This is a genomic window from Niabella ginsenosidivorans (assembly GCF_001654455.1).
In the GTDB taxonomy this organism is placed as follows: Bacteria; Bacteroidota; Bacteroidia; order Chitinophagales; family Chitinophagaceae; genus Niabella; species Niabella ginsenosidivorans.
Genome location: NZ_CP015772.1, coordinates 703983 through 726183, shown reverse-complemented (window position 1 = coordinate 726183; position 22201 = coordinate 703983). Strand labels below are relative to the sequence as shown.

The 22201-nt window shown below is 45.6% G+C and carries 13 protein-coding genes; 5 read left to right on the top strand and 8 right to left on the bottom strand.

The annotated features are described in order from the left end of the window. Positions 1 to 31: 31 nt before the first annotated feature. Both yidC and A8C56_RS03110 read right to left on the bottom strand, forming a co-directional pair. Complete coding sequence (gene yidC, locus A8C56_RS03115; protein ID WP_067751938.1) at positions 32 to 1882, bottom strand: membrane protein insertase YidC; 1851 nt, start codon at positions 1880 to 1882, stop codon at positions 32 to 34. Between the two features lie 123 nt (positions 1883 to 2005). Further along, positions 2006 to 3658, bottom strand: a complete 1653-nt coding sequence (locus A8C56_RS03110; protein ID WP_067751935.1) for a CTP synthase — start codon at positions 3656 to 3658, stop codon at positions 2006 to 2008. A gap of 313 nt (positions 3659 to 3971) precedes the next feature. Here A8C56_RS03110 and A8C56_RS03105 point away from each other — a divergent pair, with 313 nt between their 5' ends. From A8C56_RS03105 to A8C56_RS03095, 3 genes are all read left to right on the top strand, one after another. Continuing rightward, positions 3972 to 6491, top strand: coding sequence for a M1 family aminopeptidase (locus A8C56_RS03105; protein WP_071609365.1), 2520 nt, complete (start codon positions 3972 to 3974; stop codon positions 6489 to 6491). Positions 6492 to 6674: 183 nt separating this feature from the next. Beyond that, a complete protein-coding gene (locus A8C56_RS24935; RefSeq protein WP_245645723.1) occupies positions 6675 to 6911 on the top strand; it encodes a type II toxin-antitoxin system RelE/ParE family toxin in 237 nt (78 codons plus the stop codon). Between the two features lie 131 nt (positions 6912 to 7042). Then, positions 7043 to 7363 (top strand): helix-turn-helix domain-containing protein, encoded by a 321-nt coding sequence (locus A8C56_RS03095; protein ID WP_067751929.1) that lies wholly within the window; start codon positions 7043 to 7045, stop codon positions 7361 to 7363. Between the two features lie 26 nt (positions 7364 to 7389). Here the strand turns inward: A8C56_RS03095 and proC are convergent, their stop codons facing one another. The 3 genes from proC to purL form a co-directional block, all read right to left on the bottom strand. Further along, a complete protein-coding gene (proC, locus tag A8C56_RS03090; RefSeq protein ID WP_067751925.1) occupies positions 7390 to 8184 on the bottom strand; it encodes a pyrroline-5-carboxylate reductase in 795 nt (264 codons plus the stop codon). 33 nt (positions 8185 to 8217) lie between these two features. Then, the gene (locus tag A8C56_RS03085) at positions 8218 to 9315 is read right to left on the bottom strand and encodes a hypothetical protein (RefSeq protein WP_067751922.1); all 1098 of its coding nucleotides are present in this window, start codon (positions 9313 to 9315) and stop codon (positions 8218 to 8220) included. 74 nt (positions 9316 to 9389) lie between these two features. Beyond that, positions 9390 to 11651, bottom strand: coding sequence for a phosphoribosylformylglycinamidine synthase subunit PurL (purL, locus tag A8C56_RS03080; protein ID WP_067751919.1), 2262 nt, complete (start codon positions 11649 to 11651; stop codon positions 9390 to 9392). A 379-nt stretch (positions 11652 to 12030) separates the two neighbouring features. Here purL and A8C56_RS03075 point away from each other — a divergent pair, with 379 nt between their 5' ends. Further along, positions 12031 to 13278 carry a hypothetical protein gene (locus tag A8C56_RS03075; RefSeq protein ID WP_157097859.1) on the top strand — a complete coding sequence of 416 codons (1248 nt, stop codon included), beginning with the start codon at positions 12031 to 12033 and terminating at the stop codon, positions 13276 to 13278. A gap of 139 nt (positions 13279 to 13417) precedes the next feature. Further along, complete coding sequence (locus A8C56_RS03070) at positions 13418 to 15607, top strand: glutamine synthetase III family protein (protein ID WP_067751913.1); 2190 nt, start codon at positions 13418 to 13420, stop codon at positions 15605 to 15607. Positions 15608 to 15965: 358 nt separating this feature from the next. Here A8C56_RS03070 and A8C56_RS03065 read toward each other — a convergent pair whose 3' ends face one another. The 3 genes from A8C56_RS03065 to A8C56_RS03050 form a co-directional block, all read right to left on the bottom strand. After that, positions 15966 to 18290: a beta-galactosidase gene (locus tag A8C56_RS03065; RefSeq protein WP_067751910.1), complete on the bottom strand. Its 2325-nt coding sequence runs from the start codon at positions 18288 to 18290 to the stop codon at positions 15966 to 15968. Positions 18291 to 18984: 694 nt separating this feature from the next. Then, the gene (locus A8C56_RS03055; protein WP_067751904.1) at positions 18985 to 20292 is read right to left on the bottom strand and encodes an IPT/TIG domain-containing protein; all 1308 of its coding nucleotides are present in this window, start codon (positions 20290 to 20292) and stop codon (positions 18985 to 18987) included. Between the two features lie 42 nt (positions 20293 to 20334). After that, positions 20335 to 22200 carry a RagB/SusD family nutrient uptake outer membrane protein gene (locus A8C56_RS03050; RefSeq protein WP_067751901.1) on the bottom strand — a complete coding sequence of 622 codons (1866 nt, stop codon included), beginning with the start codon at positions 22198 to 22200 and terminating at the stop codon, positions 20335 to 20337. Position 22201: the final 1 nt, after the last annotated feature.

Genomic DNA, 22201 nt, shown 5'->3' with positions numbered 1-22201 from the left:
ACCGGTGCCTGATCAATAAGATGATCTGGTATCATTTATTTTTATTGCGTTGCTCCTGTAACTGGCGCTGCTGTTGCTGCATTTGTTCCAGCCGTTCCTGCCACTTGGATTTTGTCTTGGGCTTCTTCCGGTTCTGCTGAATTTTTGCCAGAATCTTTTCATGGTCAATAATATAGTTCTGTATCACAAACTGTAATGCCAGCGTAACAATATTGGATACTGTATAATACCAGGTAAGCGCAGAGGGAAGCTTGTTAAATATAAACAACAGGAACACCGGGAAGATGTACGGCATGTACTTCATCATCGGGTTGCTCTGATCCGGCGTCATATTCATACTGTATAAAGAGATCAGCAAACTGGTCAGCACTGCTGTAATCGTAAACAGGCTTAAGTGATTGCCGAGCAAAGGAATGTTCACGCCAAACCGGATCGGTGCATCAAAAGCAGAGAGATCATGCGACCAAAGAAAATCTGCCCCTCTCAGATCCACGCTGGAATTAAAGAAACTGTACAGCGCAAAGAAGATCGGTATCTGAAACAGGGCCGGGATACAACCACCCAGGGGGTTTACACCAGCTTCGCGGAACAGCTTCATCTGTTCCATGCTCATGGCCTGCTGATCGCCTCCCAGTTTTTCCTTCAGCGCCGCAATTTCCGGGCGCAATGCCTTCATTTTAGCACCGCTTAAATAGCTTTTGTAGGTAAGCGGGGAAATCAGTAACCTGATCACCAGTGTAAGCAGGGCAATTACAAGACCATAGCTGCTTACAATGCTCTTCATAAAATTAAATACCGGTATAATAACAAACTGGTTCAGCGGGCGCACAAATGCGTACATCCCCTGGCCCAGGTTCACCATCTTGCTAAAGCCGTTATCATATTTCTTTAAGATGTTGTAGTCTGAAGGACCATAATAAATGCTCATAGGGATCGTAGCCGCAGCATTTCCTGCCGGTACTTTTAATTGCATATTGGCTGTTGTCCGTACGATGTCATGATCTGCATCCGGGGGAATCGTCCAGTTGATCTTACCACCGGAAAACTTGTCCCTTGCCCAGAGGAAGGTATTAAAAAAGCGCTGGCGCACACCGATCCACTCTACATTTTTTTCAAAATCAACATGATCTTTGCGGCTGATAGTATGGTAATCAAAATCATTATTTTCCATGTAGCCGATCTGGGTGTTTTGCTTTTCAAAGTCGATATCTGATTCCTGTTGCTTGGCATCATACTGCCAAACCATGTTCATAGTACCCTGCGAAAGCATTGTGCCCGGCCGGGCCAGGGTAATATTAAAGTCGATCTTATAATCGTTCGGGTAAATAATAAACTGATGGATAACAGAACCCGAGGCAGACGTGCTGTCACCGCCCTTTAATTCAAAAGTTACGATCTGCGCGCCATCGGGGCCCGGGGTCACTTTTCCGTTGCTGAAAAACAGGTCGCCGGTTTGGGCGCTTTGGTTGGAAGCCGTATTTATGGCATAACTGATCCTGTTAAAATCAGTTCCGGCCAGTTTTACCTGTTGACTGTCTACTGCGCTTTTGAATTTCTTTAGTTCTATATATTTCGGCTGCCCGCCCTTGTTGCTGAAAGCCACTTTAAATACCTGGTTTTCTGCATATACCAGTTGCTCTGTACCATTGGCAGCATTTACAAACATGCCTGCGCTGGTTGCATGGCGCTGTGAATCTGCCCGCAATGAATCTAACCGCAGTGTAGCGGTATCCACTTTAGGTTTCAGGGCATTGGCAATAGAGTCCTGCCTGGCTTTTTCCTTTTGATATTCGCCTTGCTGTAAATTATTATAGTAAAAATAAAAGAAAAAGAGCACCGCTAAAATTGCAAACCCTATGATCGTATTACGGTCAAAATTCATTACTTACGTGTATTTTTTAAGGCCGCAAAGATAAGACAAAGCACCGGATTTGCCCTTTGATCCGGCATAAAAAAAAGTCGCCCTGCAGAAAGACGACTTTTATTGAAAAAATATTATAACCAATTATAAATCAACATTTACTGTATCGCTTTTCTTTACAGTAACATTATGCTCTGCAGCATAGTTTAACGCGGCTTCTACAAACTTTACAAAAATGGGGTGCGGGTTTTCAACCGTGCTCTTCAGCTCGGGGTGAAACTGAACGCCTATAAAAAACGGGTGTGTGGGCAGCTCAATCACTTCTACCAGACCACTCTCCGGGTTTTTACCGCTGGCAACCATCCCGGCTTTTTCAAACGCTTCCAGGTATTTATTGTTAAACTCCCAACGATGGCGGTGCCGCTCACTGATGTGCTGCGTGCCATAGATCGCAGCCGCTAAAGTCCCCTCCTTTAAATCGCAGTCATAGGCGCCCAAACGCATGGTGCCGCCTTTTTCCGTTACATTTTTCTGGCTCTCCATCAGGTCAATCACAGGATCTTCAGCATGCTCATCCATTTCCGTGGAATTGGCTCCGGCCAGGCCCAATACATTGCGCGCGTACTCAATAGCAGCCATCTGCATACCCAGGCAAATACCAAAGAACGGCAACCCGTCCTCACGTGCATATTTTACCGCCGTGATCTTTCCTTCAATCCCCCTTAAACCAAAACCCGGGGCAACCAGCAGGCCATCAAGCCCGCTTAATTTCTCTGCTACATTTTCAGGGGTAATGTATTCACTATGCACATTTACGATCTGCACCTGGCATTCATTAACGGCACCGGCATGCACAAATGCCTCCAGGATGGATTTGTAAGCATCCTGCAGCTCCAGGTATTTGCCGATCAGCCCGATGCGGATAATGGATTTCGGATATTTCAGCTTATCTAAAAAAGTGCGCCATTTGTTTAGTTCCGGTTCATGGTATTCGGTAATGCCCATGATCTTTAACACGGTAAGATCCAGCTTTTCCCGCAGCATGGCCATCGGCACTTCATAAATGGTAGATTGATCGGCCGATTCAATAACCGCCTCCTGGCGCACGTTACAGAACAATGCAATTTTGCGGCGCAGCTCCGGCGTCAGCGGTTTCTCCGTTCTGCAGACAATGATATCCGGGCGCACGCCTTCCTGGCTCAGCATGCGCACACTATGCTGTGTGGGCTTGGTTTTCAGTTCCTTTGCGGCTTTCAGGTAAGGAATCAGCGTCAGGTGGATCACCACGGTATCTTCATCCGGCAGTTCCCATTGCAACTGACGGATCGCTTCCACAAAAGGCAGGCTTTCAATATCGCCAATGGTACCGCCGATTTCTGTAATGACCACATCATACTGGCCGGTAGTGCCCAGCTCCATCATCCGGCGTTTGATCTCATTAGTGATATGTGGTACTACCTGCACCGTCTTGCCCAGGTAAGCACCTTCGCGCTCCTTGTTGATAACCGTTTGATAAATACGACCTGTGGTCACATTATTAGCCTGGGAAGTAAAAATATTCAGGAAGCGCTCATAATGCCCCAGGTCCAGGTCAGTTTCTGCACCATCTTCCGTTACGTAGCATTCTCCATGCTCATACGGGTTTAAAGTGCCCGGGTCAATATTAATATAAGGATCAAACTTTTGTATAGTAACCCGCAGGCCTCTTGCCTGTAACAATTTTGCCAGCGATGCTGCAATAATACCCTTACCCAACGAGGAGGAAACTCCACCGGTCACAAATACATACTTAGCCATAATGATATATTAAAATCAATAAATTACTCGTTAACAAGAATCATTTTCACAAAAAAACTCAACCTGTTTCAACAAATCCAACCCCATTTTTATCTCCGGAAAGTAAAAAAGCTGTTGTGACCAATAAAATCCAATGAAAAACTTTGAGAGGTCATGCAAAGATAGGATTTTTCATATTTATAAAAACGCATGGTGCATAACATTTTTTATCCCGGAACATTTACCGGAGCAAGCTGTTAAAAAACACACTCTTATTAAGAATTTCCTGGCACAAATTGGCCTTCATTATTATTTTCGCACCAAATTTTTATACATGAATAAGTATTTTCTGACAATATGTATGGCTATTGCAACGGCAACTGCCGCTGGTTTGCAGCCTTTAAAAGCACAGGTCACAGAAACCATTCCCCCCGGCGTGGATTCAGTTTACAGGGCCACGCCTACAAAGATCAATGACCTGGTGCACACCAAGCTGGATGTACGTTTTGACTATGGTAAAAGGTATTTATACGGTAAAGAATGGGTAACCTTAAAACCCCAGTTCTATCCTACCGACAGCCTGACGCTGGATGCAAAAGGCATGGACATTAAAACCGTTGCACTGGTAAACGGGAAAACCACAACGCCTTTGAAATATACCTATGACGAAGAACAGCTGCACATACGGTTAAACAAATCATACACACGTGATGAAAAATATACCCTTTATATTGAATATACCGCCAAACCCGATGAATTAAAGGTGAAGGGAAGTGCCGCCATAACCGATGCAAAAGGATTGTATTTTATCAATCCTGACGGAACGGATAAAAATAAACCCGTGCAAATATGGACACAGGGCGAAACGGAATCCAACTCAGTGTGGTTCCCCACCATTGACAAGCCCAACCAGAAAACAACAGATGAAATATCCATGACCGTTCCGGGCAAATACACCACCCTTTCCAACGGGAAGCTGATGGCGCAGAAAAACAATGGTGACGGAACGCGTACAGATACCTGGAAGATGGATCAGCCTCATTCTCCCTACCTGTTCATGATGGCCATCGGTGATTTTAAGATCTATAAAGACATGCCCTGGAAAGGAAAGGAGATCAATTATTACCTGGAACCCAAATATGCGCCTTATGCAAAACAGATATTTGGTAAAACACCCGAGATGATCCGTTTTTACAGTAAAACATTAGGGGTTGATTTTCCCTGGGTAAAATATGCACAGGTGGTTGTGCGGGATTATGTTTCCGGCGCCATGGAAAATACCACTGCCACCCTGCATGGGGAGCACATTCAAAAAACAGACAGGGAACTGCTGGATGGCAATGAAGAGGGAACCATTGCACATGAGCTTTTTCATCAGTGGTTTGGCGATTATGTAACGGCTGAAAGCTGGAGCAACCTTACGATGAACGAAAGTTTTGCCACCTTTGGAGAGATCATCTGGAATGGCCATGATAAAGGAAAAGAGGGAGAAGACCGTTCCCGTTATGAAAAATTAGCAGCTTATCTCCGGGGCACCAAAAACGGCATCAGCCCCGCGCTGGCACGTTATTATTATAATGATAAAGAAGATGTTTTTGACGCAGTTACCTATTCCAAAGGTTCCATAATCCTTTATGCATTAAAGAACCTGTTGGGCGATGATGCCTTTTATAAAGGACTGCAGAAGTATTTGCAGGACAATGCTTATCAAAACGGAGAACCGCAGCAATTACGGCTTGCCCTGGAAGCGGTAAGCGGGCGTGACCTGAGCCAGTATTTCAACCAGTGGTGGTATTATGGCGGTCACCCGGTACTGGATGTAACATACGGGTACAATAACGGCAAAGCCACAGTTCATGTAAAACAAATACAGGACAATGCTGTGCAGACCTTTATCCTTCCGGTAAAAGTGGATCTTTATACCGGTAAGAATAAAGTGTCAAAAACCCTCCTCATTAACAAAAGAGAACAGGACTTTAGTTTTGATATGAGCGCAAAACCGGACTTTATTGATTTTGATGCAGACAAGATCATTGTTGGTGAAATAAAGGAAAATAAAACCATTGACGATTATACTTTCCAGTATAAAAATGCACCTTCCTTTGCTAACCGTGTCAATGCTTTAAAATTTGCAAGTCATGATAAAAGCGACAAAGCCCAGCAATTATTACTGGCCATGTTGAAGGACGCTGATGGAGAGATCCGCGCCACCAGTATTGAAGCGCTGGATTTAGCAAATCCTGAAATTAAGGCCGCTGCCATCCCCGCCTTGCTAAACATTGCAAAAACAGATAAGGCAACCCGGGCGCGGGCTGCGGCTATTACCAAACTGGCACTAACCGGAGATACGGAATATCTGCCTTTAATGGAAGCGGGCATCAATGATAAATCATACAACGTAATTGGAGCAAGTATTGGCGGGCTGGCCAAATTAAATCCGCAGGCAGGCACAGCAGCCATCAGCAAGCTGGATGCTGACACTAAAAAGCACATACAAAATGCCCTGTTCCAGTTTTATGGGGCAGATCCTAAGGACGAATATCAGCACCATTTTACTGAAGCCCTGGCTGCAGCAGCTTCCCCTTCAAAGGCCTACCCTGTCATCGGGCCTTATATTGAGTACTTATTCAAAAATGAAAACCCCGCGATCACTGAAAAAGGATTACAAGATCTTGCTGCTGCGGCAAAACGTTTAAAAATTGAAAATGTATTTGCCAGCCAGCTGGTACCTGCGTATGAAAATATGAGCGCGGCAAAAGCACAGGCCGCTGCAAGTGCAACCGGTGCGGCTAAAGATAATTTGCAAAAGCAGGCAGCGGCCTTTAAAAAGGCAGCGGAAGTTTTTAAAAAATAGTTAGTACACTTTAGGATATTGAATAGCAAAGGAGCAATTTAATCCTTTGCTATTTTTTTATAGCTGCCAATGACCCCACGGATTATCTCGCACCGGCGCTCCCGGCCGTTAGCGCCAGCTTTGCCAGGATCCTGACTCAAAAATATTACCGGAATAATTGTTTCCCAATAAGGAAATTTATGAATGAAGCCAAATTTTGACATAGAGTTATTGCCCGAAGCGATCGAGTTTTTGGAAAAAATTGATGCCAAAGCAAGAGAGAAAATTTATTACAACATCAAAAAATCTCAATTCGTAAACGACAATGAGCTATTCAAAAAACTGAATGTCTTCATTTGGGAATTCAGAACGTTGTACAATAATAAAGCATACAGGCTCTTTTCTTTTTGGGCAAGACGGAGAGAAACGAGACATTGGTAATTGCGACACACGGTATTTAAAAAAGACACAGAAAACTCCACAAAAGGAAATCAGGAAAGCAGAAAAAATCAGGAAGCAATACCTTGCCTACCGGCAGGCAGGTTTCAACAACAATACAAAAATAAATAGTTATGGCAAATAAATTCAAAACGGTTTCAATTGACACAATGATTGACAAACACATTGGAAAACGTGGTACTGAAAAACGTGAGGCATTTGAAAACGAGTTGCGAATTGACCTGTTAGGGCTGGCCATAAAGCGAGCAAGACAAGAACGCAACCTCACACAAGAGCAATTAGGCGATCTTGTAGGAGTGCAAAAAGCTCAAATTTCAAAAATTGAAAACAGTGTAAAAAATGCACGGTTTGAAACCATTTTAAAAGTTTTTGATGCCTTAGGAGCAAAAGTGAATTTTAATGTGGAACTGAATAATAAAAAATTGGCGTACTGATCATTTTTAATAATACGTAGTAATAATCAGTCTTTTGCTATTTTTTTATAGCTGGCAATGACCCCCCGGATCAAAGAAGAGCTGAAACCCCGGTGCTCCATTTCATTCAGCCCTACAATAGTGCATCCTTTGGGTGTGGTTACTTTATCAATTTCCTGTTCAGGATGGCTGCCATTCTTCAGCAATAATTCTGCTGCTCCTTTTACCGTTTGCGCGGCAATGAGGTTGGCGGTTTTTGCATCAAAGCCTATTTCAATACCCGCCTGTATATTGGCGCGGATATAGCGCATGGCATATGCCGTTCCGCAGGCGCCCAGTACGGTTGCCGCATCCATCAGCTTATCGTCTATTGTAACCACTTTTCCTACGGTTGAAAACATTCTGGTAACCAGCTGCACCTGCTTATCCGATGCATTATCAGAACTGACACAGGTCATGCTTTGCTCAATAGCCACCGCCGTATTCGGCATTGCCCTGAAAACCGGCAGATCTATCTTTGCCATTTCTTTCAGATCCGACAGTGTTACACCGGTTATTACGGAAACCAGTACCTGTTTTTTGGTAAGCACCGGAGCTATTGCTTCCATTACCCCCGCTATCTGAAAGGGTTTTACGGCTAATATAATAATATTACTTGCAACAACGGCTTTTACATTGTCGTCAGAAACTTTTACACCTGCAGGAAGTTCTCCCTTTAAGCTGGATATATTCCTTTTAGTAATGATGATATCTGAAGGAATCGAAAAATCGCTTTTGATAAGGCCCTGTGCAATAGCGGTACCCAGGTTGCCACCGCCGATAATGGCTATTTTACTATTCATAACGCAACTGTACTTATAATTATAAACTATTTTTCAAAAATATAACTCCCCCGTAGAAAAATCAACAGAAGAAGCCTCCGCCTGCGACTTTTTCAATGCAGGTATATTGGTTTGCATAAATGCCTGTACATTAGCTCCATAATAGGGCACAGCAATATAAGTAACCTGACCGCCGGAAATGGCACCTGCGGCAACGCCTCCTGCAATTCCACCAACAAGAGCGCCCCAAAAAACCGCGTTATTCCTTCTCCGCTTATTTTCCAGATAGGAGGAAATGAAAAAACCGTTAGCTACCCGCTCAATAGGAATGAGGTTATGCTCTTTGTACTTATAAAGCTCATCGTCTTTGCAAAGACCCCAGGGGATGATTTCCTGCTCGTTACCAGTGCTGTCTTTAATAAAGAAACGAGCCCCTTTCTTCTTATTAAATTGCGTGGAATAATGACGTACCGAAGGGGCATTTTGCAGGAATTCATTGTACGTCAGGTAAATTCCGTTCTGATAATGATCTGTAAGTAAAACAGGTACCGTAAACCGCTCGTTTGCCTTTCGCCTCACCTCCTCAATGGTCAGTAACTGGGTATGTTCACCGGCTGTATCGGGTGATGCGGCAGCTTTATGAATCAACAGAAACAGCAAGTCTCCGATATTGCGGCCATGAGAAGCGGTTACGTCCATTCCGCCATGCATAATGCAGGTATCAACCGATGCTGCAAGATAATATTTATCCGCAGCAGCACCCACCCAGGCATCTGCCTGCAATCTCGCATATGCCCGTTCTTTCATTGCAAAGGTCCGTTCATTAATCCGTAACTCTTTAATAACAATAAAAAACTTCTTTGCTCCTGAATCGGATGAGTAATGGATGCTGTTATCAAAATAACGTTGTATAAACGGGGTCAAAGGTCCATCAGGATAAGCCCGCACCACACTGTTAGCCAGGCCCTTTTGAGCGTAGCCCAAATAGCTGCTGTCTGGTACAGCCTGAAAGACCTTTATTTCCGCTACGGGGAATTCAACAATCTCCGGCTTTGAAGGCACTTTTATAATTTTCCCTTTTTTCTGTGCGCAAGCAACATTCAGCAAAGCGCCCAATAAAAAAACAAGCAGCGTTACAGTTACCCTTTGCATTTTGTGTCTGTTTTATTAAGTTAGTTGGTTATTGACTTTCCACAGCTTTGTATGCAGTGCCTCTTCATGTCCGCTTATAATCCTCCCATAGCCTCCACTGCCGTTTCTCTGGAAAGATATTGTTCAATAGCGGTATCATAACTCAGCTTCCAGTCGGCTATTGATCCCCAGTTTTCCCCGTTTATGATAATGGCGCCGGATGTAACGGTTCCTATTTTTTCAAAAGGAACACCGGCCTGCTGTTCCAGTTCCGCGGCCTTTTCAGCAGCAACGCTTACCACCACCCGGCTTTGCGCTTCGCCAAACAATGCTGCATCTTTTCTCAGGGAGGCATTGGTGGTAATCGCAAATCCAAGATCACGGTTGAAGCCACTTTCCAGCAGGGTGACCAGCAAACCACCTTCGCTGACATCATGCGCCGATGAAATAACCCGGTTGCTGATCAGCTCAGCCAGGGATTGTTGCAGCGCAAATTCTTCTTCCAGCTCAAAATATGGAGCGGCAGAATGAGTAATGCCGTGTATATGATACAGGTACTCCGAGCATCCCAGGTCTTCCGGTTGTTTGCCCAGCACATAAATAACAGCGCCTTCGTTTTTAAAGTCGAGCGTCATTTTATTATTGATATCTTCCAGCAGTCCCACCATACCGATCGTTGGGGTGGGGTTTACCGGTCCGTCAGGATTCTGATTATAGAAGCTTACATTTCCCCCGGTAACAGGTGTATCAAACTTTCGGCAGGCATCGCCCATGCCTTTAATGGCATTTACAAACTGCCAGTATACCTCAGGGTCGTACGGATTCCCAAAATTCAGGCAATTGGTCACTCCCAACGGCTGGGCCCCGCTGCAGACAAGGTTCCTGGCGGCTTCGCTTACCGCTATCATAGCCCCTTTATAAGGGTCTGCATACACATACCGGCTGTTACAGTCTGTTGTAACGCCCAGTCCTTTCTTTGTTCCTTTTATGGTAACAACTGCAGCATCAGAGGGCGCATTGGTAGAGGTATTGACCGTTCCTACCATGCTGTCATACTGATTATAGATCCAGCGTTTGGAGGCAATAGAAGGCAACGCTACTATTTGCTCAGCCACCGCTTTGAGATCTTCCGGTTCTTTCACTGCCGCCGCATCAAAAGCTTTGATCTTTTCCAGGTAAGCAGGCACTCTGGTTTCCCGGTCATATTGCGGAGCGCCTCCTCCCAGTACCAGTTCATCTGCAGGTACGGAGGCTTCCATCTGCCCGTTCATATAAAAATCCAGGAGGCCATTGTCTGTTACCTCGCCGATCACTGCGGCCGGCAGGTCCCATTTTTCAAACACTGCTATTACCTCTTCTTCCCTGCCTTTCTGAGCTACCAGCAGCATCCGCTCCTGGCTTTCGCTTAACAGCAGTTCCCAGGCTTTCATAGCCTCCCCCCGGCCCCCTCCGGAAGCGGTGGAGTTTCCCATTCTTGTAGGCACTTTGTCTAAATCAATGCGCATGCCCACACCGCCTTTGGCGCTCATTTCAGCAGTAGAGCAAATGATGCCTGCGGCGCCCATATCCTGCATGCCCACCACGGCTCCTGTCCGGATCACTTCCAGGCAGGCTTCCAGTAATTTCTTTTCCTGGAAGGGATCGCCTACCTGTACCGCAGGCAGTTCCTGCACGCTTTCCGAAGTAATGTCGGCAGAAGCAAAAGAAGCGCCTCCAATGCCATCTTTACCCGTGGCGCTGCCTACAAAAATCACCGGATTGCCGGTGCCTTCAGCAGTGGCGGAAACCGTTTCTCCCGCTTTTACAATGCCCACGCTCATGGCATTTACCAGGGGATTGGTATGATAACAGGGATCAAAATAAATTTCACCACCCACCGTTGGCACTCCAAAACAGTTGCCATAATGGCCGATGCCGTGCACTACCCCGGCCAGCAGGTGCTGGGTCCTTGCTTCGTTCAGTTTCCCAAAACGTAAGGAGTTCAGCGCCGCAATGGGGCGGGCGCCCATAGTAAAGATATCGCGGTGAATGCCTCCCATGCCTGTTGCCGCGCCCTGGAACGGTTCCAGCGCGGATGGATGGTTGTGCGATTCTATTTTAAATACCACGCCCAATCCATCGCCAATATCCATAAGACCGGCATTTTCTTCACCGGCAGCTACCAGCATACGGCCTCCCTCACGCGGAAGCGTTTTCAGCCATTTAATGGAATTTTTATAACTGCAGTGCTCGCTCCACATAGCGGAAAACGCACATAACTCATTAAAGTTAGGCGTGCGCCCTAACTTTTGTTTTATTAATTCAAATTCCTCTTTTGTTAAGCGCAGCTGCTCTGCCGTTTTTACTGTAATTTCCATTATTCTTTTATAGCTGATTTAGACGTTTTTTAAAATTGCAGCGAATTTACAAAACAACTGCCATTATAACGGATAAACCTTCTGTAGTCATCCGCACGCACAAAACAGGCATGCCTCAATATCCTAACAGAATAACCAGGCGCTGCAATCTGCAATTCAATATTCACAAACAGGCGACCCTGGCGCATTAGTGTCCCGAATGAACGAATAAGCGCCATTGGGCGTTATTGGTGCCCATTTTAAAAGAAAAAACGTATCTTATTGATTCGTGAATCTGTGACATAATCGTTTACAGATTTATGCGTTCACCTTGTGCGCCCACCCTGCTTCTATGGCTTTTCGCTATTAATGGGTTATCATTGCAATCAAAAATTGCCGTTTGTTGGAAATTGTTCTTTTTGCCTTATATCTGTTTTTATTTTCCTGGGCCATAACCCAGACCCGCTTCCTCAGGTCCAGCGGCCTGTCCCGCTTTCAGCTGGTGCTGCTGTTCCTTTTAAAAGTTGTTGCGGCGCTGCTTTACGGATGGGTTTTCTGGCGGCAGGGAGGAGATACCTGGCGCCTGTACCAGGAAAGCCTCAAAGAAACCCGGATATTAATGACCAACCCCATCCGGTACGTTACCAGCTTCTTTTACGATCCTTATGGCAATGGGTTTTCCGGGCTTTTTGCATCCCGGTCCTCCTATTGGAACAATCTAAAGGATAACAGCTTTATCCGCATTGAATCCCTTTTTAACTGTTTCAGCTTTGGCAGTTATTTCATCAATGCCCTGTTCTATTCTTATCTCACGTTCTTTGGTGTTGTGGCTGTTTATAAAGTTATGCGCCACCATTTAAACAGCAGGTCCTTTTTACTCATCATTGCCTGTTTCCTGGCTCCCTCCTTCCTGTACTGGACCAGTGGTTTGCATAAGGACGGGCTTACCTATCTTGCACTGGCTGCTATTATTTATATCTTTTACTTCCGGGTGCAATACAGAAAACCCGTTACCGCTTATTTAATTTTAGCAGCCATGATGGTTTTGCTGTTTGTGCTCAGAAACCATGTGTTAATGGTACTGCTACCTGCCCTGTTCTGCTGGCTGCTTGCCCAAAAATTTCCCCGGCAACGTATAAAAATATTTACAGCCGTTTATATACTGGCTATTGCCTGCTTTTTTATGTTGAAATATATTGATCCTGCTCTTGACCTGCCGGCTATTGTATTGAGCAAACAGGAAGCCTTTATGAACCTGGGAGGAGAATCGGAAATAGCTGTTAAGAAACTGCAGCCAGACTTTGCCGGTTTTGTACAGTTATTGCCCCAGGCAGCAGGCATTTCCCTGTTCCGGCCTTTGCCCGGCGATATCAATAAACTGATTATTGTTCCTGCATTTACAGAGCTCCTGCTTGCCTGGGGCTGTATAGTGCTTTGCCTTATTTTCCCAAAGCAAAAAAAACAGTACCAGCCTTTCAGCCTGTTTTTGCTGGCATTTTGTATCAGCATGCTCCTGATGATCGGGTATACGGTTAATAATATAGGCGCTGTTGTCCGGTACCGGGCCTTTCTTTTTCCTTTTATTATAGCCCCTGTTCTTTGCTGTACTGATTGGCAAAAACTAATCAAAAAAATAAATATAAAATAATTAATATATTATATTTTGTAGCCCACAAAAGCCCTTTTTTCATTTTTTACTAAAAATCTATCAACAATTTTATTAAAAAATATAAAATATATATTCCATAAATGTAATTTTGCATTTATTTTTGTAAAAACTATTCTAAATGTCATTAAGATTTAACGCAATTTCTGACCTGCATACCTATAATACGGATGTGGGCAAGATCACACCAAAAATCACCGAGGTTTTCGGATCACATGTTTTTAATTTAGTCACTGCCCGGAAATTTTTAAGCGATGAAGCTTATAAAAGCCTTAAGGCATCTATTAACGCCGGCCAGAAAATTGACCGCAATGTAGCCAACCAGATCGCTACCGGTATGCGCGCATGGGCCGAAGCAAAGGGTGTAACGCATTACACGCACTGGTTTCAGCCTTTAACCGGAACTACTGCGGAAAAACATGACTCTTTCTTTACGCTGAAAGGGGATGGTACTCCTATTGAAGAATTTGACGGAGGCGCCCTGATCCAGCAGGAGCCTGATGCTTCTTCTTTCCCCAATGGCGGCCTGAGAGCTACTTTTGAAGCAAGAGGCTATACGGCATGGGACCCATCCTCGCCTCCTTTTATTGTGGAGATCGGTTATGGCAGAACACTTTGCATTCCTACTATTTTTATCTCTTATACCGGCGAATCCTTAGATTATAAAGCGCCCTTATTAAAATCCATTGATGCGCTGAACAAGGCAGCCGTTGATGTTTGCAATTACTTTGACCGCAATGTACAGCGGGTTACTGCTACGCTGGGATGGGAGCAGGAATATTTTGTAGTGGATGAAGGGCTTTTTAATGCCCGCCCGGATCTTGTAATGACCGGCAGAACCGTTTACGGGCATAACTCTGCCAAGAACCAGCAGTTGGAAGACCATTATTTTGGCGCGATCCCTGAAAGGGTTTATGCTTTTATGCGCGATTTTGAGCACGAGTGCTATAAACTGGGCATTCCGCTGCGCACAAGGCATAACGAGGTAGCACCTGCACAATTTGAATGCGCTCCTATTTATGAAGAGATCAACCTGGCGGTAGACCATAATACGCTGCTGATGGATACCATGAGCCGTATTGCCCCAAGGCATGGCTTAAGGGCGCTGTTTCACGAAAAACCGTTTGCAGGTATTAACGGAAGCGGTAAGCATAATAACTGGAGCATGGCTACAGATACCGGCGTAAACCTGCTGGCCCCCGGCAAAACGCCAAAGACCAACTTAATGTTCCTGACGTTCTTTGTAAATACCATTAAGGCGGTTCATGATTATGCAGATGTATTAAGGGCCTCTATTGCTTCAGCCCCCAACGACCACCGTTTGGGAGCCAACGAAGCGCCGCCTGCGATCATTTCCGTATTCATCGGGGAATACCTTACCAAGGTGCTGAACGAAGTAAAGGAGCGGGTATCCGATAAAATGGATGAGCAGGATGAAAGCATGCTGAAGCTGGACATTCATAAGACCATCCCGGAACTGTTCCAGGACAATACCGACCGTAACCGTACTTCTCCCTTTGCTTTCACCGGCAATAAATTTGAGTTGAGGGCCGTGGGTTCTTCTGCCAACTGCGCCAGCCCCATGACGGTTTTAAATACCATTATGGCCCAAACCTTAAAACAGTTTAAGAAAGAAGTAGATGCACTGATCGAAAAAGGCGAGAAAAAAGAAATCGCTATTATGCAGATTATCCGCGAATACATTCTTTCCAGCGAAAAGATCCTGTTTGAAGGTGATGGCTATAGTGAAGCCTGGGAAAAAGAAGCGGAAAAGCGCGGGCTCCCCAACTTAAAGACCACTCCTATTGCGCTGGATGCAATGGTAAGCGAAAAGAATACAAAGCTGTTTGTTGATAATGGCATTTATACGCATTCTGAACTGGAAGCAAGGCACGAGATCGAATTAGAGAAATACATCAAGAAAGTACAGATCGAAGGCCGTATCATGGGTGAAATGGCTACCAGCGTTATTCTTCCTCCTGCTATCCGTTACCAGAACCTGCTGAGCCAGAATATCCGTGGCCTGAAGGAAGCCGGCCTGCCGGAATCGGCTTATGCCAATCAAAAGCAGATCCTGGATAAGATCTCTGAGCACATTAACAAAGCCAGTGACCTGGTAGAAAAGATGATTGAAGCAAGAAAAATATGCAATGCTATTGAAGATACACGAACCAAAGCCATTGCATATGAAAGCCAGGTAAAAGCACAGTTCTTTGACCAGATCCGTTATCATGTAGATAAACTGGAACTGCTGGTGGATGACAAAGAATGGTATTTACCAAAATACAGGGAATTGCTGTTTATGCGCTAATACAATTTCTGGCAAGTTCACATATAAGGGCTGGATGCGAATCCGGCCCTTTTTTACACTAACCTGAAAGAGGCATGCTACGTATCTTATACTGTTTCGACATTAAAAGAACACTGTCACCCAGGGTAAACTACTGGCGGCCCAAATCAATGAGGCGATGACAAACACGCTTATGGTCACCCTGAAGATATCATCCCCGGATCTGTTTTTATTTCAGGCCGAACTTTCAGATGATTTTGTTTTTACAAATAAAAAACCTGGCCTGACATGCCTTCACCTGGTGCAATTTAAAAGTCTAAACGGTATTACCTATGGGAAAAACATCCCGTAGCAGGCTTCCGGTATTCAGCAAGAAGACTTATATTCCTTTAAATTTTTTATCGGAAAAGTAAAGCCGGTAATCCCTGATGCGCCCATTCATATTATCCTGCCGCGGAAGCACCTTTATGCCGCTTATATTATAACTTCTGCCAAGGTCTATAACAATCTGGTGCGGTTGACCCGGTGTTTTGCTTTGCCATTCCGTATGCCAGATGCTGGTAAACTGCAGGTCAAATACATTGGCGGCGTTCCCATCATCTCCCGAAAGTTCTTCACTGTCAGCATACAATACTTTCCAGGCATTGCGGGGTATTTCCGTGCCTTCATTATCCAGCAACTGAATTTCTGCTATTGATGTGAATGGCTGCCCATTTACCTCGCTTAACGCTTCCAGACAAAAATACCGGGCAGTTACAGGTTTGAACGTTGCAGTCTGCCATTCTTTACTATTTGCAAATACGCCTTTGTACCAGGCATCCGCCTCTCCAGGCAACCATTCCTGAAAAGGCTTTTTATGCGCCTGTTCTTTCTTTTCGTTCAGGCTGTCGAGCACAGGCTTTTCCAGCCCCTGTAGTTTGGGTTTCTCCACACCAAAAACATCAAACACCACTATTTCATTCTTCCCGTTTTTCAGCCAGCAGCCCGGCAGGTACATTGTTTGTGTAGGGCCTATATTCCAGTACCTGCCCAGGCAAATACCATTGATCCATACCAGTCCTTTATTCCATTTACTCAGATCCAGGTAGGTATCTGTTTGCGCGGTTGCCTTAAATTGTGCCTTGTAAAAACCGGGAGCTGCCCTTTTTTGCTGCGTGAGCGGCTCATAAGATACCGGTATGTTTTTTTCACCCAGCGTAATGGGATACTGCGCCCAATGTTTTACCACGTTTTTTGTTCGGCCGTCATCCAGCACCACTTTGCCATGTATGCCTTTACGGTCATGCATCAGGTGACCGTAATTGACCCGCCCCGTTGCTTCTACCAAAATCCTCAGACGTGCCGTTTTACTGCGGGCCGGCACTGCTACGGAAAAAATCCCTTTTCTCCGGTCCATTGTTCCTATCAGCTTTTCATTCATGTACACCAGTGCAAAATCATGCACCTCTTCAAACTGAAGGGTTGCTTTGCTCCCTGCCGGAATCGCAGACTGGTAAAGCACTGCACCAAAACCCTGATCCAGGTCTTCCATCAGCAATGCCGTGTCAGATACCACCGGGGCAGGCAGGTTTTTCCATAAAGGCGCTACTGTGGTAAATGAGATATTATTTATCTTTTGTGAAGGAGTGGCCTCCGGTACCTCCGGAAGCGTTTCCCCCTCCTGCAGGTACTGCTTCAAAAGATCCCTGATCGCATAATATTTTGGAGTAGCATTTCCTGATTCATCAATGGGGGCATCATAATCATAACTGCTGGTCTGTGGCAGGTAGGGTGGCGCATTGGCACCGCTATAAGTGCCAAAAGTAGTGCCCCCATGTACCATGTATATGCTAAAAGAAGCTTTATGATCCAGCATCCACTTTAATTCATCAACCACTTTTTGAGCAGACCCGGTATGATGCGGCCGACCCCAGCTATCGAACCATCCGGGATAATACTCGGCGCACATCAAAGGTCCGTGTGGTTGTACTTCGCGCAAGGCTTTAAAAGCGCTTTCCGGGCCACCGCCAAAATTTACTGCTGCAAAAATATCCGGCCGTGTATCATTTTTTAACTGTACCGGTCCGTCACAGGTAAAAAACGGAACAGTAAAACCGGCATCTTTCAGATCATCACGTATCATACCAATATATTCCCGATCGTTCCCAAAACTTCCATATTCATTCTCTACCTGTACCATAATGATGTTTCCGCCATTACTGATCTGCAGAGGCGCCAGCTCACGTCCCACTTCCCGGAGGTATGTTCTGCAAGCTTCCAGGTAATGCGGGTTTTGGGTGCGAACACTCATACTCTTATCCTTTAACAGCCACCAGGGGAAACCACCAAATTCCCACTCCGCACAGGAATAAGGTCCCGGCCTTAAAATCACATACAACCCTTCTTCCTGTGCCATACGGCAGAATGCAGCAGCATCCGATTGTCCCGCCCAGGTAAATTTACCCGGCTCTTTCTCAATGATATTCCAGAACAGGTAGGCGCATACAGTATTCAGCCCCATGGCCTTTGCCATTTTGAGCCGGTGCCGCCAATAAGCCTTAGGCATACGCGCATAATGCATCTCGCCACAACGTATCAGATACGGCTTGCCGTTTAATAAAAAGGCCTCTGTACCTATGGAGAATGTTTGCCGCGATTGCTGGGCAAAGGAAGGGATCATAAGCATCCAGCAAACGAGGATAAAAAAAAATTTTAAGCGAATCATATTATTATCATTCAATAAGAAACCGGTGCGCTAACCGCACACCTACTGCAAGGTAAGCATATCCCCGCTCACAAAAAACACGTACAAGACTATGCAGTCATAGAGTTAGGCGAATCTGGTGCAGCACCTATTCAAAAGTGTATCGGACCAGGTACCGCCCCGGATTGCCCTGGCATATTGCAGCTGTTCCCAACGGCGTTCCCGTGCAAAGAAATCAACCGGTGCTGTTGTTTTACCGGCCTGCTGGCTGGAGAACTGATCAAAAACGAGCTCCGGCGTTTTTTATAAAGGCTGTTCATCAGGCCGCCATTCTTTATATGACTATTCATGCAGGTTATGCTCTTTGGGGCTATCACTGCCCCAGTAAGCGATCCGCCTTAACGCATTTAAAAAATTATCATACTTTTCTATTGCCGTATTACCGGCTTTTGATTGCAGGAGGCAGGTACTGAGCTTACAGCTGGCAGCCGTATTTAGCAGCCTGCCTGTTCAGTCAGATCCAGGAATGCAGTAGCTTCTTTTCAGAGGCGCTTTTATTTTTTGCTCCATGGCTTTTACAGGCCGGGCAGCCGTTAGCAATAAAAGTAAAAAACAGGGCATGTTATTTTTAACAACCGCATATAATTTGACTTTGTGCCATCAACGAACCCTATCCACGCAGGATCTGTTTCTATTGCTGATATGCGGTGTTACATTATTCAGACACAATTTTCCGGACAACATTATTATTCTTGTCCAAAACATATACGATTCCTTCTTTATCCACCGTAACACCGGTAGGTGCGGCAAACTTTGCTGCGGTGCCCAGCGCATCCAGGTAACCGGCCGAGCCGCTACCGGCAAAGGGAATCACCTCCCAGGTGCCTGCAATGATCATACGAACAGACTGATCAGGATTGGAGGCATTGCCATCCCAGGTACCATTACCGGCAACATATAAATTACCGGCTTTATCTATCCCCAATCCCCATGGATACGAGAACCTTGCAGCAGCCCCAACTCCGTTCGCATACCCGGCATTATCGGCCAGGCCTGCAATAACGGAGGTTGTCCGGGTTCCTTTTGCAATTTTTGTAATGATATGCCGGCCGTTTTCCGCTACATATATATTACCGTCTTTATCTACAGTGATTCCCGCCGGATAAGAAAGCCCGTCAACTATTTTGGTACTGCTGCCGCCATTTGTTGGCATGCTGTAAACCGTTCCTGCATCTGTGCAGGTGTAATAAATGGTTCCTGCTGACGTATCCACCGCAATGCCCCAGGGAGCGCCTGCACCCCAGCCGATCGTAGTTGCTGTTCCGTCAGGCGTTATTTTCCGGATATCCCAGTTGCCCGGATCTACTGAATATACATTACCGCTCTTATCCACTGCTACTCCATAAGGAATAGAGAACTGTGCTAACGGTCCTTTTCCATCAGCCATACCAGACTTGCCGGGCGAACCGGCAAACAGGGTTACATTACCGGAAGAATCAATTTTGCGGATGCAGTTATTACCCGGGTCCGCAACATAGACATTCAGTGACTGATCTACCGCAATGCCCATACTTCTTAACCAGGCGTTAGCAGGGTCAGTAAAGTGAAACCGGGCATCGGTTCCCTTTCCGTTTGCATACCCGTAAGTACCATTCCCGGCCAGCGTTGTAACGGTACGCGTATACTGGTAGGAAAAAGAAGAAGCACTTGAGGCACTTTGCCCGTTTGCTGTTACCACAATGGGGCCTGATCCCATTTTTTTGGGAACGATCGCCATGATCTGATGCCCGTTTGATCCAACGATCTTTAGTGGAATTCCGTTTACCGTTACAGCAATTAAGGAAGTATCGGTAGGGAAATTCTGACCATTAATTAATATTTCTGTTTTGCTTTTTCCTTCTGCCGGTAAAAAGCCTTCGATAACAGGTGCGCCGGATAGGTTGCTATCCTTTTTTTTACAGGAGCCCATCCCTACCAGCAACAGTCCTGCAATCATTATTAAAACGCAAATCTTTTTGTGCATATAGTTCTTGTTTAAAACAATTATCAATTAGAGTGCCTGCTGCTACCAGCCGGGGTTTTGAACCAGGCCCTTTGTTTTATCCAGGTCGTCCTGGTAGATAGGGAAGAGGTACATTTTGTCGGCCCAGTACCGTGTTTGCAACAGATTCCGGTTATAAAAGGGAGTAAAGCTGAAGCCTTCCCCGTTATCATTAGCATTTACATTCATGCGGTAAACAGCTTTTACATTTGCATCGCCCATCATTAAACGGCGCACAAGGGTAAAGTAGCGATCCCCTTCAAAACAAAGCTCAACCTGCCGTTCCCGGATGATCACTTTGCGCATTTCAGCCTGGCTGCTTATTTTTTCCGGATACACCGTTTCAAAACCAGGAAGACCGGCACGGCTGCGGATGGCATTGAGGTATTTTAAAATATCCGAATTGCCGGGGGCATATTCATTCAGTGCTTCTATATAGTCCAGCAAAATTTCGGCATACCGGATATGAATATAGGGCCGGTATGCTGCCTGGTCATTGCGGATATTGGTTGCAGGGCTTACTCCTTTTGCTACAAGATAACCCGTAATATCACCGCTGTTTGAAGCCAACGCTCCGGATTTACCACTATAGTAAAACTCTGAGCGCCCGCGGCCATCCCTGTTGGCATCGGATGAAAAATAATTACGGTCATCACTGGTTGGGGCAGCAATAACGGGTTTTCCATTATACAGGATGCAGGCATAGAAACGGGCTTCCCGGCCCACATACATGTTGCTGTTGCCCGCAACATAACCGCGGTTCACTCCGTCCTTTGCCACACCCCAATGCGCAGGGTCATCATCATCCGTAAAACCGTTTTCCACATATCCCGAAGCAGGGTCATCAATAGTACGGCCATTACGCATATAAAAAGCATCTACCACATTTTGAGTGGCATTCTGCATATTGATACCACCGGGATTGGGAGCGCAGCGTTTTTCCCATCCCCAATACCAGTAAGCCCCGGCCAGGTTGGAGGAAAAAATGATTTCTTTATTCCAGTTGGATATAAACACATTGCGGTAAGAAAGCAGGGGATCAAAAGCCGGATCACCATCATCCGTATTATAATACAATTTGTATTCGTTTAAATCAATGACGGCCTTTGCGGCATCTGCTGCTATCTTCCACTTACTGGCATCATAGGCTGCGGGAGCAAGGGCAGTACCATTCTGGTTCCTAAGACCTGCCAGCTTTGCATTCCCATTCCAGAGAGGGCTGGCTGCCAGTAATGCCACCTGCGCTTTCACAGCTAAGCAGGCTCCTTTGGTGGGCCGCCCGTAATTGGAAGAACTTGACCATTCCAACGGCAGGCCATTTGCTGCCTGATCCATCAACCGGTTTATTTCCGCCACACAAGCCTCAAAAGATGAGCGGGTATACTTACTGAAGTCTTCGGTCAAACTCAGGGTTCCATCCAGGATCACAAACGGGCCAAACTGGCGGAGCAGTTTCCAGTAATACCAGCCTCTTAAAAAGAGCGCTTCACTTTTATACTGGCTTTTTAAATCATCGCTTAACTCCACAGCCGGCACTTTATCAATATTCTGCTCCAACACAAAGGACTGGCGGATCCCGGCATAATAACCAGGCCAGTTGTTCCAGTAATTGCTTTGCGGGCTCCAGTTGCCGGTGATCATTTTGCGCACATTTACGGTTGATATACTGCAGGAGGTTTCATCGCTGGCACCCAATACAGTATAGTCATCAGCGGGTTGCTGTATATAACTGTATACCTGGTTCAGGTAGGATTCCGCGGTAGATCTTTTTTGCCAGATCATTTCCGAGGTCAACAGGTTGTCCGGCTTCTTATCAAGGTATTTGCTACAACCAGAGAAACCGATGGCAAGCAGGCAAACAGCTGAACAGCAGATATAAAATTTATTCATC

Bases quoted from the DNA above. Each gene is read 5' to 3' on its own strand.
- yidC (WP_067751938.1), bottom strand. From the start codon at position 1,882: ATGAATTTTGACCGTAATACGATCATAGGGTTTGCAATTTTAGCGGTG.
- A8C56_RS03110 (WP_067751935.1), bottom strand. From the start codon at position 3,658: ATGGCTAAGTATGTATTTGTGACCGGTGGAGTTTCCTCCTCGTTGGGT.
- A8C56_RS03105 (WP_071609365.1), top strand. From the start codon at position 3,972: ATGAATAAGTATTTTCTGACAATATGTATGGCTATTGCAACGGCAACT.
- A8C56_RS24935 (WP_245645723.1), top strand. From the start codon at position 6,675: ATGAAGCCAAATTTTGACATAGAGTTATTGCCCGAAGCGATCGAGTTT.
- A8C56_RS03095 (WP_067751929.1), top strand. From the start codon at position 7,043: ATGGCAAATAAATTCAAAACGGTTTCAATTGACACAATGATTGACAAA.
- proC (WP_067751925.1), bottom strand. From the start codon at position 8,184: ATGAATAGTAAAATAGCCATTATCGGCGGTGGCAACCTGGGTACCGCT.
- A8C56_RS03085 (WP_067751922.1), bottom strand. From the start codon at position 9,315: ATGCAAAGGGTAACTGTAACGCTGCTTGTTTTTTTATTGGGCGCTTTG.
- purL (WP_067751919.1), bottom strand. From the start codon at position 11,651: ATGGAAATTACAGTAAAAACGGCAGAGCAGCTGCGCTTAACAAAAGAG.
- A8C56_RS03070 (WP_067751913.1), top strand. From the start codon at position 13,418: ATGTCATTAAGATTTAACGCAATTTCTGACCTGCATACCTATAATACG.
- A8C56_RS03065 (WP_067751910.1), bottom strand. From the start codon at position 18,290: ATGATTCGCTTAAAATTTTTTTTTATCCTCGTTTGCTGGATGCTTATG.
- A8C56_RS03055 (WP_067751904.1), bottom strand. From the start codon at position 20,292: ATGCACAAAAAGATTTGCGTTTTAATAATGATTGCAGGACTGTTGCTG.
- A8C56_RS03050 (WP_067751901.1), bottom strand. From the start codon at position 22,200: ATGAATAAATTTTATATCTGCTGTTCAGCTGTTTGCCTGCTTGCCATC.